Here is a 16649-nt window from a genome sequence, read left to right as displayed (position 1 = left end):
TGGCGGCCGGTCAGCCGCCGTGCAGGGCCGGAACGATCAGGTAGATGCCGAACAGCGCACCGAGGGCGCAGAGCACGAAGCAGGCGTAGGCCCCCACCGTCGCGACGGCCGGTCGGGCGTCGATGGCGAGCAGGCGAAGCCCGCAGGCGTACACGCTGACCAGCAGGCCGGCCGACACCAGCGACACCAGCGCGACGACGAGGAAGGCACCCCAGTCGATCATCGGATCACCTCTTCTTCGGCACCGAGCTCGAACAGCGACGACTCGTCGCTCATCCGGCGACGTTCCATCAACATCTCATCGCTCCGCTTCTTCAGGAGGGCGCGACGATCGCGACGGTTGAGCACGGAGTTCATGGCCACGTCGACCTCGAGGGCGTTCGACTGCTCGGCGGGCTTGCGCCGGGACGCGGCGAAGATGCTGACGATCACGACGGCGCCGATCACCGCGTCGATGATGAGACCGACCACGCCGATCCGCGCGATCAGTTCGCAGAGAGCCCCGACGGCTCCCGCTGCGGGCAGCGTGATGAACCACGCGATCACGATCTTGCCGGCCGTCCCCCACTGGATCTTCGCCCCGCGGCGTCCCAGCCCAGCGCCGATGATCGACCCGGAGGACACCTGGGTCGTCGACAGCGCGAAGCCCAGGTGGCTCGAGGCCAGCACGGTCGCCGCCGTCGACGCCTCGGCGGAGAAGCCCTGCGTCGCCTTGATGTCGGTGAGGCCGCCGCCCATGGTCTGGATGATGCGCCAACCGCCCGTGTAGGTGCCCGCCGCGATCGCGCAGGCGCAGACCAGGATCACCCAGAACGGCGGATCGGCGTTCGTCGAGAGGAACCCGCCTGCGATCAGCGTCAGGGTGATGACCCCCATCGTCTTCTGCGCGTCGTTGGTGCCGTGAGCGAGCGCCACCATCGACGAGGTGAAGATCTGGCCGACCCGGAACCCGCCGCGCTGGTTCTTGCCGACCGGACGCCTCGTGATCCGGTAGGCCACCCGGGTCGCGACGAAAGCGACCAGGCCCGCGACCAGCGGCGCCAGCACGGCGGGAAGCACCACTTTCGACAGGACCACGCCGAAGTCGACCGACCCGGTGCCTGCCCCGACGAGAGCCGCTCCGATGAGCCCCCGAAGAGCGCGTGGGACGACGAGGACGGGAGCCCGCGAAGCCAGGTGATCATGTTCCAGATCACGGCGCCGATGAGCCCGGCGAAGATCATCGTCGGTGTGATCTCGACGCCGCCCGGCCCCTCTCGGATGATGCCGCCGGAGATCGTCTTCGCGACCTCCGTCGACAGGAACGCACCGACCAGGTTGAGGAGCGCGGCGACGGTGACCGCCACCTTGGGCCTCATCGCCCCGGTTGCGATCGGTGTCGCCATCGCGTTGGCGGTGTCGTGAAAACCGTTTGTGAAGTCGAAGAAGATGGCCAACGCGATGACCAGGACGACTATGAGTGTGAGATCCACCGCGGCGAGTCTTCCAGGCCGGATGAACCCGGGTCAACCTGGAGATGTCCAACGGGGTACAAACCGGCCGACAAGGCGCGAATCGTGCGCGAAAAGACTATAAGTGCGGCACGAAGTCCTGCCAGACGCGGCGTCTTTCGCCTCGCGGATCGAACTCGACGCGATCGACCCCGTCGATGATCAGAGTGCGGCGACGATACGGGTCGTACGACGGCCAGTCGGCGACCGCACCTGTCCGGACGAACCCGAGCCAGCGCCGTCGCATCCTGCCGGCCGCCCTGAGGAAACGCCGCCGGCCGCCGAGGAGGCTCATCGTGTAGCCGAACGGGGAGTCCATCCGGTCGAACAGCGCCCACAGGTCGAGCCCGTGGAACGCGCCGACGCCGGCCAGCCGCAGGATCCGGGGCGCGGCGTCGAAACGGTAGAAGTAGACCTTCGCGAAGCGAGCGTGCCGCTCGGCCACCTTGACGGTCGGGAACCAGAACGAGAAGTCGCCACCGAAGTCGAGGGCCGGCCGCTTCGACGGAAGTCCCGGGTACTGAGCTGTGATCGCCTTTCGGGCCTTCTTCTTCGTGTTGGCGAAGATGGCTCGGATCCGCAGCGGGGTCGTCGCCAGGATGTCGCGCCGACCCGTGAAGACGGAGCCCTCTCGGTCGTTGGTGCCGATGATGAGCGGCACCCGGTGCGCGCGTCCCGCCTTGAAGGCGTCGAGCGGCCGTTCCGGCAGGAAGTCGCCGTCGATCACCGGCGACAGGAAGATCGACCCGGGCTGGTCGTCCGGTGTCCGCAGGAACAGTCGAGCGGTGGCCCGGACCATCGCGCGGGTCGATGCTCCCGCGAGAAGCCCGACGGCATCCTCGTGCGACGTCGACTCGAGGTCGTCGTCCCGCACGACACGGCTCAGGATCTCGAGGAAGTCACCCGCCCAGCGCTCGGCGACCTCCTTGGGGTAGACGGCGTTGGTCGGCGACGACTGCGCGATCGCCCGCGCGAACAGCCCCTCCGCTCTCGGCACGGTCATCAGGGTGGTGACCGCGTTGGCCCCGGACGACTCCCCGCAGAGCGTGACCAGCCGAGGGTCCCCGCCGAACTCGGCGATGTTGTCGCGGATCCACTCGAGGGCGAGCACCTGGTCGCGCAGCCCGAGGTTCGACTCGACGGGGCGGGACGGCGTCGACCAGGCCGTGAAGTCGACGTAGCCGAGGCCGCCGAGGCGGTAGTTGAAGCTCACGTAGACGACGCCGCCCTCGCGGACGAGGGACTCCCCTGCGTCGGGAATTCTCGTGACGAGCCGACGGCGTAGGCGCCGCCGTGGATGTAGACCAGCACCGGGAGCCCCTGCCCGGGCGTCGAGCCGAGAGGCGCCAGCACGTTGATCGTGAGACAGTCCTCGCTCTGCGGTGTCGTCGCGTCGATCCCGACGAACTGGCCCCGGTCCTGCGGAGCCGCCGGCCCGAAGCGGCCGGCGTCCCTGACGCCGCGCCACGGTCGAGGTGACAGGGGTGCCCGCAGGCGCAGGGCGCCGACCGGCGGGCTCGCGTACGGGATGCCCCTCCACGCCAGGATTCCGCGTTCCGTTCTGCCGCGGACCTCGCCGCTGGTCGTCGTCCGCCTCGTCACGCCCGCATGCTACGAGGCGCATGTGAACACCGTCCCCAGGAACTTCCTGAACTGCACCTGACAGAATGGGAGGCCAGAACACGACGGACGGATCCGCCATGGAACTTCTCGAACTCCTCCTTCTGCTCGCGGGATCACTCGCCGTCACGGCGTTCGCCCGCTGGCGCGGCCTGCCCGCGCCGCTGCTCGTCGTGGCTGTCGCCCTTCTGGTGTCGTTCATCCCGGGCCTGCCAGAGATCCAGATCGACTCCGAAGTGATCCTGACGGTGATCCTGCCGCCGCTGCTCTACTCGGCGTCGCTCGACGTCTCGTTCCAGAACTTCCGCGAGAGCCTCGTGCAGATCCGCCGCCTCGGCATCGGGCTCGTGATCGTGACCGCTCTGATCGTAGGATTCGTCGCCTACACGCTGATCCCCGACATGACGCTGCCCGCCGCCGTCCTCGTCGGAGCCGTGGTCGCTCCGCCCGACGCGGTGTCCGCGGCCTCGATCGGTCGCAAGCTCGGGCTCCCCCGCAAGATGATGGCGGTCATCTCCGGCGAGAGCCTCATCAACGATGCCGCCTCGCTGACCCTGGTGAAGGTGTTCCTGGCGATCGTCGGCGGAGCATCGCTCTCGATCGGGCAGGATCTCGGGATCTTCGGCCTCGCGATCGGGGTGGGCGTCGCCGTCGGCCTCGTCCTCGGAGTCCTGGCGCACTTCCTCCGGATGCGCGTCAAAGACCCGGTCGTCGAGATCGTGATCGGGCTGATCCTGCCGTTCCTCGCCTACATCACGGCCGAGCAGCTCGAGGGGTCCGGGGTTCTCGCGGTGGTCGCGGCCGGGCTCTACGTCGGTTACAACTCGCCCAAGCAGGGGTATGCGTCGCGACTGCAAGAGCGCCCGATCTGGGCTGCCGCCGACGTCACGCTCGAGGGGTTCGTGTTCGCGCTCATCGGCCTGCAGCTCTCGACCGTCGTGCGCGACGTGGCCGAGTCGAGTCGCGGCCTGGGGCAGAGCGTGGGGGTCGCGTTCATCGTGCTCGGAGTCGTGATCCTGGTGAGACCGGCATTCATCTTCGTCACCTACTACTGGTCGCGCGGGATGCGACGGCTCGTCTACTCGCGCTTCCGAAAGTTCCGAAGAGCGCGGGTTGCCCGGTTGATGTGGGGCAGGCGAGATCCCAAGCTGAGCTGGCAGCAGCTCGTCGTCCTGTCCTGGACGGGCATGCGCGGCGTGGTGACCCTCGCCGCCGCCGTGTCGATCCCGCTGCTGACGACCAGCGGTCGAGAGGTCCCCGCCCGCGACACGATGTTCCTCATCGCGTTCGTCGTGACCGTCGGCACCCTCCTCCTGCAGGGCTTGACCCTGCCCTGGGTGATCCGCCGCCTCGGCGTGCAAGACCTCACGCAGGCCGAACGAGACGTGCAGGCCGAACTGCAACTCGTCTCGGACAGCACGCAGGAGGCCGTCGAGTACCTCGACAAGCGGCGCGACGCGTGGGCCGCCGAGTGGGGCGAGGAGTCGATCGACCGCGGCATCACGATCCTCAAGGAGCGCCTCCAGCGGCAGGACCAGGCCTTCCGGCAGGGTCTGCGCGAAGACGCCGACCAGGTCGAGGAGTCCCAGGCCGAAGAGGTCGAACCGGCCCCCGCCGAGCGCGGTTCCGACATGCGGAGCACCCCGCACGTCGCGATCCCCGACATCACGCCGGACCCGCAACTCGCGAAGCCCTCCCGCAACAACGCCCGCGCGCTTGCGAGCATCCGGCGCGAACTGCTGCAGAAGCGGCGCGACGTCGTCCTCCGCGAGCGCGACGCCGGAAACCTCGACGAGGAGGTCATGCGACGCGTCCTCCTCGGGCTCGACGCCGAGGAGCTGGCGATGGACACCTCGGCGGTCTCGCGCACGCGCTCCTGACGAGGTCCGCGAGCCCCGGGTATTCTGCAGGTCGAGAGAAAGAGGCGGAGTGGCCAGTCGAGGCGTTCGGATCGTGAGGGCGAGCGGCAGCCAACGCAAGTCGGCGTTCCGGCTCTGGTACGGACGGCTGCACCCGTCGCTCCAGCTGATCGGCCTGCAGCTGTGGCTGCCGCTGTTCTTCATCGTGATGTTCTGCCTCTGCTACGTCGCGGCCTTCCACGCGCCGCACCCCCACGAGGTCCCCGTCGCGCTGGTGGGCGTCCCGGACTCCGTCCGGCAGGCCATCGACAAGGCCCTTCCCGGCGTGCTCCACCTGGAGAACTACTCCTCGCTGTCCGCTGCGAAGTCGGCCGTGCTGCACGGACACATGGCGATCGCCTACGACGGGTCGTCGCACGAGATCTTCAAGGCGACCGCGCACCAGTACCAGGTCGCTGCCCTCATCCCGGCCATGCTCACACCGATCCTCGCCGCCGCAGGCGTCACCGCGACGGTGACCGACCTCGCCCCGCTGCCGGCCTGGGACGAATACGGCACGGTATCGCTGTACCTGATGCTCTCGTGGTGCATCGGCGGCTACATGGTGGCCATGTTCATCGGACTGATGGGGGCTCCGCTGCGTCACCGGACGAGAGTCCTCGTGATCCTGGGCGGCGGGGTCGTCATCGCGTTCGTCACGAACGTCCTCGCCGGCCCCGTGATCGGCGCCGTCCACGGCCACTTCGGAATGCTCTTCCTGATCGCCTGGGGCTGGATCGTGGCCATCGGCCTCGCTGTGAACGGATTCAGCTACTTCGCCGGGCGGTTCATCGCGCTGCCCGCCATGGTCGTCTTCATCTTCCTGTCGATGCCGTCGTCGGGTGCGGCCTACCCGGCCTGGTTCATGCGCGAACCGTTCGCCTGGCTCAACAACGTCGTCGTCGGCAGCGGGATCACCGAGATGCTCAAGCGTGAGCTCTACGGCGTGGGCCCCGGGTTCGGTCGCGGCGTCACGATGATGGCCGGCTACGCCGTAGCCGGGATCATCCTCATGCTGGTCGGCAAGCAGGTCTGGGAGAGGCGTCGGATCCGCGCCATCACGACCGGGCGCACCACCATGTTCCAGGACGCCCAGGCCGCCAACCGCGATTTCCTGATCTCCGAACGGGACGCCGTCCTCGCGCGGCACCGTCTCTCCCAGACGGAGACCGGAACGATCTCGACCATCCCCGAGGAGGAGCGCGACGACGACTTCGAAGATCCCTCGACGAGCGACATGTTCCTCGGTTCCTTGAACGGCCTCGAGGCGACCGCCCCTCGCACCCGGCCGACCAGGGTGGTGTCACCGGAGCACGACGAGGGGCCTCGGGCGGCGGCGTATCCTGAGGTCGTGACCCGCCTCGCTCTTCACCGCCTCTTCCTCGTGCTCGTCGTCGTGTTCATCGTCGGCGCCGTCGTGCTCTACGTGCTGTCCATCGCGCTGGCCGAGCGGGGCGGCGACACCGCTCGTCACTTCGATCAGTACGCCATCTACACGTTCATGGGTGCCGTGCTGTTCGGCATCATCGACTTCTTCGTCCGGCCCGTGATGAGGGCCACCTCCGACGGATCGCGCGACGTCGAGCACCCGCTCAACGGCTGAGCCGACACGCCCAAAGACGAACGCACCGCCTCCGGCAGGGAAACCGGGCGGTGCGTTCGTCGGTGCGGACGGGTCGGCGACCTGGGCTCAGGCGTCGACGCTCTCGCGATAACCGGGTGCGTTGTCGATGATGAGGTTGGCCTGGCGGACGCGGCGTGCGACGACCTTGCCTCCCTGACGGATGAGCATGGCGACGACACCGGCCACGCCGACCCAGAGCAGGACGCGACCGGAGGGCCCCAGGAGGGCGCCGGCGACGACCGCCGTCAGCACGGCGGGCCAGACGAATGCGGCCACCCAACCGACCTGATTGGTCGAGATACCCGGGGTACGTCGCGTATCCCCCATCATGCGGACATTGTCCGACAGGCGGCTCTCGAAGACGGTCATCATGCTCCCTACGGCAGTGATCTTTGTCACCCGTCGGGTGACATGCCACAAAACTACCGATCAGATCGGTTGGACGCGTCCCCTTTCGTGGTGCCACCCGTTCGGGGTACAAGCGCGGGTAAATGCAGGTCAGGAGGGTATCGGGCGGTCGTCCTCGACGGTGGCCAGATCACTGCCGAAAACGAACTCGTGCGAGACCTGTCCCCCATCGAGCACGCCGGGCAGCCATCGGCGCGCGTCGTCCCACATCTCGTCGAGCGGCAGGCTCTCGAGGTCGAACCAGACCGGGTCGAGTTCGTCACTGGGGGACGGCTCGCCCGACCAGCGAGTCACGACGAACACCGTCGAGCGCTGGCTCCAGTCCGGTCGAAGGGGAAGAGATAGTAGAGATCGCCGCGGCGGTCCAGGTCCCCCTCCGCGACCACGAGGCCGGACTCCTCCTCGATCTCGCGCAGGACGGCCTCCCTCTCGCTCTCGCCGTCCTCGAACTTGCCCCCGAGGCCGACGAAGCGCCCGGTTCCGAGGCCGCGCTTCTTGCGACCCAGCAGCACCTGCCGGCGCCCCTCGTGGTCGCGGCAGAGGTAGGCCACGCAGACGCGGCGGAGGTTCTCGTGCACGTGTGCTCCTTCGTGTCGATGAACGACGAGTCCAGGATGCCAGGCGTACCCTTCTCGGAATGACGAACGGACCCCTCTTCCGTGGCTGAGACCCGCCGGCCGTCGTTCCGCGGTGCCGGGCGCAGCCTCGAGGTGCTGCGCGCCGAGGCCCACGACGAGCTCCGCACCCTGATCGAGCTGCGCTGTCGCGGCGGCGAGGACCCGTGGGAGGTCATTCCCGAGCTCCCCAGCGTCGACGAGCAGGTCGTCATCTCCTCCGGGCCGACTTCTTCGGTCATGCCGGCGCCGGGCTGTCGACCGGCCTATCGCTGACGGACGAGCTGGCCTTCCTGCGCGAGATCGCCCTCTGGCATCCTGAGCTGTCGCGCGCCGTGTGGTCGTTGATGGCGCGTCTGGAGGATGTCGGCGGGCGGCTCTAGCCTGTCGGCATGACCCTCTGGAGCACGCTCGTCACCGTCGCCGTCGGCGCCTTCCTCGGTTCGGGCGCGGCGTTCGCCAGCAACCTCCTCGCCGGGCGGATCGGCGACCGCCGACGCGAGGCCGCCGCTCTCAACGAGCTCGTTCACGAGATCCACTTCCGTCGCATCCTGCGGCGCGTCGAACCTCGCCTGTCGCCGCGAGCCGACGTCCTCGACCCCGGGTACGAGAAGGCGAGACACTCCGCTTCGACGCTGCGCGGCGAGATCCGTCGGGCCAGACGAGCCCTCGTACCGCGATCCGGCGCCCAGCCCGACCTCGACGCGATGACCCTGGCCTGCAACGCGTTCCTCGACGCGAGCGAGGCGGATCCTGCCCGGTACCAGCTCTTCCTCATGCAGTTGCAGGCCCGGCTCAGCGCCGCGGTCGCTCGCGTGGCCGCCCGGTCGACCGGCGTCGACGACCTCGAGCCCGGCAACGCCGAGCTCGCCCCGACCGTCCCGGGCCTCGCGGTGCCGACCGAGATCGGCGAGCCGCGGCTCTAGCGCTTCGCCGGTATCGTTGCGGCATGACCGAGCGTGACGAAGCAGCCCCCGGCCCAGCCCCCGCCCGGGCAGACGGCACCGGGCCGTTCTCGGGGAAGGACGTCGACGGGCTCATCACGCTGCCCGGTGTGCACTCCGTCAGCGGCGTGGAGAAGGCCGGCACCGGAGAGAGCGACGACGACGAACGCGACGCCGAGGGCGACGATACGCACCTCGCCTCCGACGAGTACCCGAGGCACCCCACCTTCGGCGGACCCCCGTCGCGTCACCGCTGATCCGTCCAGCCCGCCTGTCGGTCGGCGTCACTAGGCTTGGCGCATGGCACTACCGGAAGCACCCCGCGCTGCGAAGAAACCCTCGATCAGGTCGCACCACGGCCGCGAGTTCATCGACGATTACGAGTGGCTCCGCGAGAAGGAGAACCCCGAGGTCATCGCCCACCTCGAGGCGGAGAACGCGTACACCGAGTTGACGGCGCGGCACCTCGAAGGCCTCCGCGAGACGGTCTTCGAAGAGATCAAGGGTCGTGTCCAAGAGACCGATCTCGGGGTCCCGACCCGCGAGGGCGGTTACTGGTACTACTCGCGCACGGCCGAGGGCAAGCAGTACGGCATCCAGTGCCGGTTGCCGATCACGAGCGCCGACGACTGGACCCCGCCCACCATCGAGGCCGGAGTCGAGGCTCCCGGCGAACAGGTCATCTTCGACGGCAACGTCGAGTCCGCGGGCCACGACTTCTTCTCGCTCGGCAGCTTCGACGTCTCGGCCGACGGCCGGCTCCTCGCCTACGCGGTCGACCTCGAGGGCGCCGAGCGCTACACCCTCCGCGTCCGCGACCTGTCGACGGGCTCCGACCTGGGAGACGTCATCACCGAGACCGCCCCCGGCGCGACGTTCGATGCGTCCGGTCGGTTCCTCTTCTACCCGACCGTCGACGAGTCCTGGCGTCCCGACACCATCTGGCGCCACGAGGTCGGCACGTCGACAGACGACGTCAGCATCTTCCACGAAGACGACGACCGCTACTGGATCGGAGTGGGGCTCACCCGCAGCCGGCAGTACCTTCTGATCGAGGTCGGCTCGAAGATCACCAGCGAGACGTGGCTGCTCGACTCGTCCGACCCGACCGGCGAGTTCCGCGTCGTCTGGCCGCGCCGCGACGGCGTCGAATACGAGATCGACCACGCGATCGTCGATGGCAGCGACCGCCTGCTGATCCTGCACAACGAGGGCGCGACCGGGTTCGAGCTCGTCGACGTCCCGGCCGACCGCCCCGAGGCCAGCGACGACCGTCGCGTCGTCATCGCCCACCGAGACGACCGCCGACTCGAATCGGTCGAGGCGTTCGCCGGCCACCTGCTGGTCGACTTCCGGGCCGACGGCCTCTCGCAGATCGGCCTCATCGCGCTGCCGGGCGACGGTTCCGGCTTCGGCGACCTCGAGATCCTCGGCTTCGACGAAGCCCTGTTCACCGCGGGCTGGTCGTCGAACCCCGAGTTCACGCAGGCCACCGCGCGCTTCGGCTTCACGTCGTTCGTCACCCCGTCGACGGTGCTCGATCTCGACGTCGCGAGCCGCGAGCGCCGCGTGCTCAAGCAGCAGACGGTGCTCGGCGACTACTCCCCGCCGACTACGACCAGAGCCGCGAGTGGGCCACAGCCCCAGACGGCACGCGCGTGCCCGTGTCGCTGGTCTGGAAGAAGTCGCTCGCGACTCCGGGGTCTCCTGCGCCCGTCCACCTCTACGGCTACGGCTCCTACGAGCACAGCATCGACCCGGGTTTCAGCGTCGCGCGCCTGTCGCTGCTCGACCGCGGCGTCGTGTTCGCCGTGGCCCACGTGCGCGGCGGTGGCGAAATGGGCCGCGACTGGTACGAGAACGGCAAGACGCTCTCCAAGCGCAACACCTTCACCGACTTCGTCGCGGTGGCCGATCACCTCATCGCGTCCGGGCGGACGACGCCGCAGCGGTTGGTCGCGGAGGGCGGCAGCGCGGGCGGGCTGCTGATGGGCGCGATCACCAATCTCGCGCCCGACCGGTTCGCCGGGATCCTGGCGGCCGTGCCGTTCGTGGATGCGCTCACCAGCATCCTCGATCCCGACCTGCCGCTGACCGTCATCGAGTGGGACGAATGGGGCGACCCTCTTCACGATCCCGAGGTCTACGACTACATGGCGACCTACACCCCCTACGAGAACGTCGCCGACGATGCGTCGGCATACCCGAAGATCCTGGCGGTGACCAGCCTCAACGACACGCGGGTGCTCTACGTCGAGCCGGCGAAGTGGGTCGCGCGCCTTCGCGACGCCGGCGCTCCCGTCCGACTGAAGATCGAGATGCAGGCCGGCCACGGCGGCGTCTCGGGCCGTTACGAGTCGTGGCGCGAACGGGCTTTCGAGATCGCCTGGATCCTCGAGGTGCTCCGGCTCTCCGACGCCGAGAACGCCGAGACGACTGCCGCGCCGGCACCGGTCGAGAGCTGACGGTCGCGCCGTGGGCGACTGGGTCGCGTTGCTGCGCGGGATCAACGTCGGGCCGGCGAAACGCATCGCGATGGCCGACCTCCGAGCGGTGTTCGACAGACTCGGGTTCACCGACGTCGCGACACTGCTGAACAGCGGCAACGTGGTCTTCGCCGCGGGGGCGGACGCCCAGCCCGACGCGGCGACGATCCGCCGAGCGGTGCACGGAGCCACGGGCGTCGACAGCGAGGTCGTGCTGCTCGACGCGGCCACGTTCCGCTCGGTGGCCGACGCCAACCCGCTGCGGGGCGAGGGTCGCGAACCGAAGCGCATCGGGGTGGCGTTCGCCGGGGAAGACCTCGATCCTGCGCTCGTCGCCGTTCCCGACGCCGACCTGCTCGGCGAGGAAGAGCTCGAGGTCGTCCCGCGCGCCGTCTACCAGTGGCTCCCGAACGGTGTGCTGGCGAGCCCCGTTCCCGCGTCTTTCTGGAAGACGCTCGGAACGCCCGTCACCGCCCGGAACGACGCCACCGTGCAGAAGATCGTCGCGCTGCTGGAGCGTCGCGCCGACTGAGCTAGAGCTTCTCGGCGAGCTTGGGCAGGCGTGCCAGTGCCGCGTCGCGGCGGGCCGACGCGAGAGTGGCCAGCACGCCGTAGCCGAAGGTGTCCTCGCCGGCCCAGCGGGCCGTGTGGGCGGCCGCCACGAAGCGCTCGGCAGCCGCGCCGGCGTCGAGAGCTGCTCCGAGGGCGTCCTGCAGCGCGTGTGAGGCCTTGGGCGACAGCGCCCCCTTGAGGCCGGCCGCGCGCTGCGCCTCGATCGCGTATCGCAGGCGCCTGGCGGCCTTGCGGGCGGAGTGCACCACGGCCGGGTCGCAGTCGCCGGTTTCGCGATAGGCGACCGTGGCGACTTCGGCGCGCCGGCGAGCCCGCTTCGCCTCCTTCGCCAAACGCGCTGCCGCGAATTTCGTCGCCCCGTCGGAGGCGGCCGGCCCGGTCGGCTCGGTGGCGAGCAGGACGTCGAGGCGGTCGAGCAACTCGAAGTAGCTCGCGTCGTCGAGATCGCGCTCGAGGTCGCGCCCGGCCTCGCGAGAGGCTTCGCGAAGTCCCGCCCGGAGTCGACCGACGGTCTCGTGGGCCACGAAGCCCTCGGGCGCGGCGTTCAGATCGAGGTCGAGCTCGTCGCCGGCCACCTGGAGATCACGGGTCGACCCGGCGGCACGCCCGACCCGGGCGAGCGCGTCGCCGAGGAGGGCGGACGACTCCGAGTCGACGACGCCGCGATAGACCCGCAGGATGCTCCGGAGCCGCCGGATCGTTGTCCGGAACCGGTGCACGGCCTCGGCTTCGCCGTCGCGCACCCCGGCGTCGAGAGCTTTGAGATCGTCGACCAGGCGCCCCACGCCGCCGAGGACGAACTCCGCCGCGGACCCGGGCTCGACCTCGGCGGGCACAAGGGTCAACGCGCCCGGGAGCGGCTCGCCGAGCCCGCGTGCCAGCTTCGACTTCGACGCGGACGCGGACGCCCCGGCGCGCTCCAGCCGATCGCCGACCTCGTCGAGGAGCGCTTCGCCGTCGGATCGGGCGACGCCCGGCGCCAGCTCCACCTCCCACTCGCGCCAGGAGTGCGACGACTCGGCCGCGGGTGCCGTCGCCGTCACCTCGTCATCGGCGAGCTCGGCCAGCTCGTCGCCGTCGACGTCGAGCAGCCGCGTCACGGTGCGCTTCGTCGCGAGCACCAGCACCGGGTGGAGGGGCCGACCGCGCAGCACGACCTCGACCACCCGGCGAAGGGCGGCGGGGAGCGGCTCGCCGGGGTCGGCGCCGAGGGGCGCGTGCACCTCGCGGCGAGCGCCGGAGCCACCCGGCAGCTTCACGTGCCAACCCTCGTCGTGCCCACCCTCGCGGCGCCTCACCGTGATGCGATTCGCGAGGAGCACCTGCTCGGCGGTGTCGAAGTACACGGCGCGCAACGCGACGGGCTCCGCCAGCGAGCAGGAGGCCACGGTGCCGACCCCGGCGAGATCGGGCACCTGCGCGAGCCCGTCGACGTCGTACTTCCGCTCGATCTCGATCTGTTCGGTGCGGCTCGACTTCTCGGCAGGGCTCATACGTCTGTTCTACCGGGAGCACAGGGACCACCGTGCAAACGGAAGGAGAATGATCAGGGTCGAGGCGCGTCTCCCCGTGGACTCGAAGCGTAGGGTGCGTCTATGAGCACTGTCGCCCCCTCGTTGGCCGGTTGGATGGCGCGTCAGCGCTGGTACGCGACGAAGGGCAGAACACCCGCCATCCGAGTCATCGGCAGCATGGAGACCGCGATCGACGAAGGTCTCGTCATGACACTCCTCGTGATCGACGAGGCACCGGACAAACCCGTTCTCTACCAGGTACCGGTCGTCGCACGCACGTCTCCGCTGCCCGGGGGCGACGGAGCCTTCATCGGGTCGAGCGACGGGCTGTACCTCTACGACGGGCCCCACGATCCTGCGTACGCCCGCGGCCTGCTGAACACCCTGACGGCCGAGCGCCACGTCGAGGGGTCCGACATCGTGGCCGACGGGCACCTCGTCAGCGACCCGGGCCGGGTGCTGCGCTCGAAGGTGCTCGAGGGAGAGCAGTCGAACACGTCGATCGTGTACGACGTCGACGGCGACTCTCCCAAGGTGATCGCGAAGGTGTTCCGCGTGCTGCACCACGGAGACAACCCCGACGTCACGTCGCAGGCGGCGCTGACGCACGGACACTCCGCCCGGGTTCCGAGCTCGCTCGGCTTCCTGACCGCGACCTGGCACGACCCCGGCCGCCCCGAGGGGACCGCGCACGGGCACCTGGCGTTCGCCCAGGAGTTCCTGGCCGGCAGCGAAGACGCCTGGCGCGTCGCGCTCCAGCAGGCGCGCGGCGGCCACGACTTCACCTCCGAGGCGCGCGACCTCGGCCGGGCGACCGCCGAGGTGCACGCGACCCTCGCCTCCGAGCTCGGCAGCGTCGCCGCGGGGCCGAGCGAGGTCGACGCGGCTCTCGTCAGCATGAGGCGCAGGATCACGACGGCGGCGCGCGAGGTCCCGGAGGTCGCCGACTACGAGTCCGCGATCCGCGCCGTGTACGACGTCGTCGCGGACCTGCCGTGGCCGAACCTGCAGCGGATCCACGGCGACCTGCACCTGGGGCAGGCCCTCCAGTCGCCGGTGCGCGGCTGGGTGCTGCTCGACTTCGAGGGCGAGCCGCTGCGGCCGATGCCCGAGCGCTCCCGACCCGACGTCCCGCTGCGCGACGTCGCCGGCATGCTGCGCTCGTTCGACTACGTCGCCGGGTCGCTGGCGCAGGAGCACCCGCGCGTCGACGCGTCCGCCTGGGCCACCGCGGCGCGGCACGCCTTCGTGGACGGCTACATCGACGTCTCGGGGGTCGACGTGCGGGCGCACCGCGCGTTGCTCGACGCGTTCGAGATCGACAAGGCCGTGTACGAGGCGATCTACGAGTCGCGCAACCGCCCGGACTGGATCGGCATCCCGCTCGGGGCGATCGGGCGGCTCGTGGCTCGGAGTGCGCCCCGCGTGGCGTGATCCTGCCGTCTCTTCCCCTCCTGCCGCCTACCCTCCCGAAATCGAAGGGGATTTTCGCGCGACCACCCGCCGATCGGCATGAAGTCGTCGCGCGGCGGAGAATCCCCTTCGATTTCGGCGGAGGCAGAGCGGAGCGTAGGCGGAGCGCAGGCGGAGCGCAGGCGGGGCGAAAGAGGCGGGCAGAGGCGGGCAGAACGCGGGCAGGGCGCAGGAGGGGCGCAGCCCTACGGGCGCGGCACGTTCCGCAGGTTCGACCGCGCCATGGCGACGGCCTCCCCTGCCCCGCCGTTCATGACCACCTTCGACATCGCGAGCGCGAACCCCTTGACCTGTGCACCGGTGATGGTCGGCGGCAGGGACAGCGCCCGCGGGTCGGTCTCGATGTCGATCAACGCCGGCCCGTCGTGGGCGAACGCCTCGCGCAGGGACTCCTCGAGCTTCGCAGGGTCGGAGACGTGGACGGCGTGGATCCCGAGGGCCGCGGCCACCGCTGCGTAGTCGGTCTTCGGCACGTCGACCCCGAAGTCGGGAAGCCCGGCGACCAGCATCTCCACCTTCACCAGTCCGAGCGTCGAGTTGTTGAAAACGACGATCTTGACCGGGATCTGGTAAGCGGCCACGGTGACGAGCTCGCCGAGCAGCATCGACAGGCCTCCGTCGCCCGACATCGACACGATCTGGCGTCCGGGGTAGGCGTAGGCGGCGCCCATCGCCTGCGGCAGAGCGTTGGCCATCGACCCGTGGAGGTAGGAGCCGATGATCCGTCTCTTGCCGTTCGGGGTGATGTAGCGGGCGCTCCAGACGTTCGACATGCCGGTGTCGGCCGTGAACACGGCGTCGTCGGACGCGACCTGGTCGAGAAGCGACGCCGCGAACTCGGGGTGGATCGGCACGATCTTCGTGGCGTCCTTCGTGTACGACCCGACCACGCCGTTCATCAGTTTCTCGTGCTTCTTGAGCAGCCCGTCCAGAAAGCGGCGGCTCTTCTTCGGCGAGAGCAGCGGCAGCAGCGCCCGGATCGTCGGGCCCACCTCGCCGTGCACCGGAACGTGCACGTCGGCCCGTCGCCCGATGTTGGCGGCGTTCGCGTCGACCTGGGCGATGACGACTTTCTTGCCGTCGGGCAGGAACTGCTCGTACGGGAAGTCGGTGCCGAGCATGAGCATGACGTCGGCGTCGTGGATGCCGGCATGCGCGGCGCCGTAGCCGAGCAGGCCGGTCATGCCGACGTCGAAGGGATTGTCGTACTGGACGATGTCCTTGCCGCGCATCGAGTGCCCCACCGGCGCCTTGAGCACGTCGGCGAGCTCGACGACGAGATCGTGCGAGCCGTGTGCCCCGGCTCCGACGAACAGCGCGACGGTCTTCGCGTCGTTGAGGGCTTTCGCGAGATCCTGCACCGCCCCGGGGTCGGGTTCGAGACTCGCGGGCCGCGTGGCGACGTAGGCGGGCACGTGTCCGGCCGCCTCGAACTCGGCGATGTCGCCCGGGAGCGTGATGACGCTGACGCCGTCGCCGGCCAACGTGTGGCGGATCGCGCTCGCGACGACGCGCGGCGCCTGCTCGGCCGTCGAGATCAACTCGGAGTAGCCGGAGCACTCGGTGAACAGCCGGTCGGGGTGGGTCTCTTGAAAGTACGACATGCCGATCTGCTTGGCCGGGATGTGGCTGGCGATCGCCAGCACGGGCCCACCGGAGCGGTGGGCATCGTAGAGACCGTTGATGAGATGGAGATTGCCCGGCCCGCAGGATCCCGCGCACACCGCCAACTCGCCGGTCAGCTGGGCGTCGGCGGAGGCCATGAAGGCCGCGGCCTCCTCGTGCCTCACGTGCACCCAGTCGATCCCGCCCTTGGCGGAGCCGCCGGTCCGGCGGACGGCATCGACCACGGGGTTGAGGCTGTCGCCCACGATCCCGTAGATGCGTTTCACCCCCGCCTGCTGGAGTTGGGAGATGAGCTGGTCGGCGATGGTCTCTGCCACGGGTGGGCCTCTCGGTCGGCGGATCGTGTCCACGACCAGTCAACTCCCCTGTTTTCTCTCGG

The 16649-nt window shown here is 69.6% G+C and carries 15 protein-coding genes and 2 pseudogenes; 8 read left to right on the top strand and 9 right to left on the bottom strand.

All coding sequences use genetic code 11. The annotated features are described in order from the left end of the window. Nucleotides 1-10: 10 nt before the first annotated feature. The 4 genes and pseudogenes from QUE79_RS11315 to QUE79_RS11300 all read right to left on the bottom strand — a co-directional run bounded on the left by QUE79_RS11315 (nt 11) and on the right by QUE79_RS11300 (nt 3092). The gene (locus QUE79_RS11315; protein WP_286343219.1) at nt 11-223 is read right to left on the bottom strand and encodes a hypothetical protein; all 213 of its coding nucleotides are present in this window, start codon (nt 221-223) and stop codon (nt 11-13) included. Further along, nucleotides 220-1472: pseudogene (locus QUE79_RS11310) on the bottom strand (inorganic phosphate transporter). The gene QUE79_RS11315 and the pseudogene QUE79_RS11310 overlap by 4 nt, the downstream one beginning before the upstream one ends. Nucleotides 1473-1569: 97 nt before the next feature. Next, nucleotides 1570-2703 (bottom strand): carboxylesterase family protein, encoded by a 1134-nt coding sequence (locus tag QUE79_RS11305; RefSeq protein ID WP_286343218.1) that lies wholly within the window; start codon nt 2701-2703, stop codon nt 1570-1572. Then, nucleotides 2700-3092 carry a carboxylesterase family protein gene (locus QUE79_RS11300; RefSeq protein ID WP_286343217.1) on the bottom strand — a complete coding sequence of 131 codons (393 nt, stop codon included), beginning with the start codon at nt 3090-3092 and terminating at the stop codon, nt 2700-2702. Before QUE79_RS11300 ends, QUE79_RS11305 begins: the two co-directional genes overlap by 4 nt. Nucleotides 3093-3190: 98 nt before the next feature. Between QUE79_RS11300 and QUE79_RS11295 the strand changes: the two genes are divergently transcribed. Together QUE79_RS11295 and QUE79_RS11290 are read left to right on the top strand one after the other, a co-directional pair. Beyond that, nucleotides 3191-4990 (top strand): cation:proton antiporter, encoded by a 1800-nt coding sequence (locus QUE79_RS11295; protein ID WP_286343216.1) that lies wholly within the window; start codon nt 3191-3193, stop codon nt 4988-4990. 73 nt (nt 4991-5063) lie between these two features. After that, nucleotides 5064-6611, top strand: a complete 1548-nt coding sequence (locus QUE79_RS11290) for an ABC transporter permease (RefSeq protein ID WP_286343215.1) — start codon at nt 5064-5066, stop codon at nt 6609-6611. Between the two features lie 87 nt (nt 6612-6698). Here the strand turns inward: QUE79_RS11290 and QUE79_RS11285 are convergent, their stop codons facing one another. The 3 genes from QUE79_RS11285 to QUE79_RS11275 form a co-directional block, all read right to left on the bottom strand. Continuing rightward, entirely contained in the window at nt 6699-7004 is a 306-nt protein-coding gene (locus QUE79_RS11285; protein WP_286343214.1) for a hypothetical protein, read from the bottom strand. 126 nt (nt 7005-7130) lie between these two features. Continuing rightward, complete coding sequence (locus QUE79_RS11280; protein ID WP_286343213.1) at nt 7131-7334, bottom strand: NUDIX hydrolase; 204 nt, start codon at nt 7332-7334, stop codon at nt 7131-7133. Then, nucleotides 7331-7618, bottom strand: coding sequence for an NUDIX domain-containing protein (locus QUE79_RS11275; protein ID WP_286343212.1), 288 nt, complete (start codon nt 7616-7618; stop codon nt 7331-7333). Before QUE79_RS11275 ends, QUE79_RS11280 begins: the two co-directional genes overlap by 4 nt. An 81-nt stretch (nt 7619-7699) precedes the next feature. On the opposite strand from QUE79_RS11275, the gene QUE79_RS11270 reads away from it, so the two are divergent. From QUE79_RS11270 to QUE79_RS11250, 5 genes and pseudogenes are all read left to right on the top strand, one after another. Next, nucleotides 7700-7930 carry a hypothetical protein gene (locus QUE79_RS11270; RefSeq protein ID WP_434010990.1) on the top strand — a complete coding sequence of 77 codons (231 nt, stop codon included), beginning with the start codon at nt 7700-7702 and terminating at the stop codon, nt 7928-7930. Nucleotides 7931-8046: 116 nt separating this feature from the next. After that, nucleotides 8047-8580, top strand: coding sequence for a hypothetical protein (locus QUE79_RS11265; protein WP_286343211.1), 534 nt, complete (start codon nt 8047-8049; stop codon nt 8578-8580). Nucleotides 8581-8603: 23 nt separating this feature from the next. Next, nucleotides 8604-8855 carry a hypothetical protein gene (locus QUE79_RS11260; RefSeq protein WP_286343210.1) on the top strand — a complete coding sequence of 84 codons (252 nt, stop codon included), beginning with the start codon at nt 8604-8606 and terminating at the stop codon, nt 8853-8855. Nucleotides 8856-8898: 43 nt separating this feature from the next. Beyond that, a pseudogene (locus QUE79_RS11255) lies at nt 8899-11063 on the top strand (S9 family peptidase). A gap of 10 nt (nt 11064-11073) precedes the next feature. Further along, nucleotides 11074-11616, top strand: coding sequence for a DUF1697 domain-containing protein (locus QUE79_RS11250; RefSeq protein WP_286343209.1), 543 nt, complete (start codon nt 11074-11076; stop codon nt 11614-11616). A gap of 1 nt (nt 11617) precedes the next feature. On the opposite strand, the gene QUE79_RS11245 is transcribed toward QUE79_RS11250, so the two are convergent. Next, a complete protein-coding gene (locus QUE79_RS11245) occupies nt 11618-13150 on the bottom strand; it encodes a CYTH and CHAD domain-containing protein (RefSeq protein ID WP_286343208.1) in 1533 nt (510 codons plus the stop codon). Between the two features lie 102 nt (nt 13151-13252). Between QUE79_RS11245 and QUE79_RS11240 the strand changes: the two genes are divergently transcribed. After that, nucleotides 13253-14605, top strand: a complete 1353-nt coding sequence (locus tag QUE79_RS11240; protein ID WP_286343207.1) for a maltokinase N-terminal cap-like domain-containing protein — start codon at nt 13253-13255, stop codon at nt 14603-14605. Nucleotides 14606-14829: 224 nt separating this feature from the next. Here QUE79_RS11240 and QUE79_RS11235 read toward each other — a convergent pair whose 3' ends face one another. Further along, nucleotides 14830-16587, bottom strand: a complete 1758-nt coding sequence (locus QUE79_RS11235; RefSeq protein WP_286343206.1) for a pyruvate dehydrogenase — start codon at nt 16585-16587, stop codon at nt 14830-14832. Between the last annotated feature and the right edge of the window lie 62 nt (nt 16588-16649).

Source organism: Frondihabitans sucicola (assembly GCF_030296615.1).
Lineage (GTDB): Bacteria > Actinomycetota > Actinomycetes > Actinomycetales > Microbacteriaceae > Frondihabitans > Frondihabitans sucicola.
This window is presented reverse-complemented; position numbering and strand designations above follow the sequence as displayed.

Bases quoted from the DNA above. Each gene is read 5' to 3' on its own strand.
- QUE79_RS11315 (WP_286343219.1), bottom strand. From the start codon at position 223: ATGATCGACTGGGGTGCCTTCCTCGTCGTCGCGCTGGTGTCGCTGGTG.
- QUE79_RS11295 (WP_286343216.1), top strand. From the start codon at position 3,191: ATGGAACTTCTCGAACTCCTCCTTCTGCTCGCGGGATCACTCGCCGTC.
- QUE79_RS11285 (WP_286343214.1), bottom strand. From the start codon at position 7,004: ATGATGACCGTCTTCGAGAGCCGCCTGTCGGACAATGTCCGCATGATG.
- QUE79_RS11265 (WP_286343211.1), top strand. From the start codon at position 8,047: ATGACCCTCTGGAGCACGCTCGTCACCGTCGCCGTCGGCGCCTTCCTC.
- QUE79_RS11260 (WP_286343210.1), top strand. From the start codon at position 8,604: ATGACCGAGCGTGACGAAGCAGCCCCCGGCCCAGCCCCCGCCCGGGCA.
- QUE79_RS11245 (WP_286343208.1), bottom strand. From the start codon at position 13,150: ATGAGCCCTGCCGAGAAGTCGAGCCGCACCGAACAGATCGAGATCGAG.
- QUE79_RS11240 (WP_286343207.1), top strand. From the start codon at position 13,253: ATGAGCACTGTCGCCCCCTCGTTGGCCGGTTGGATGGCGCGTCAGCGC.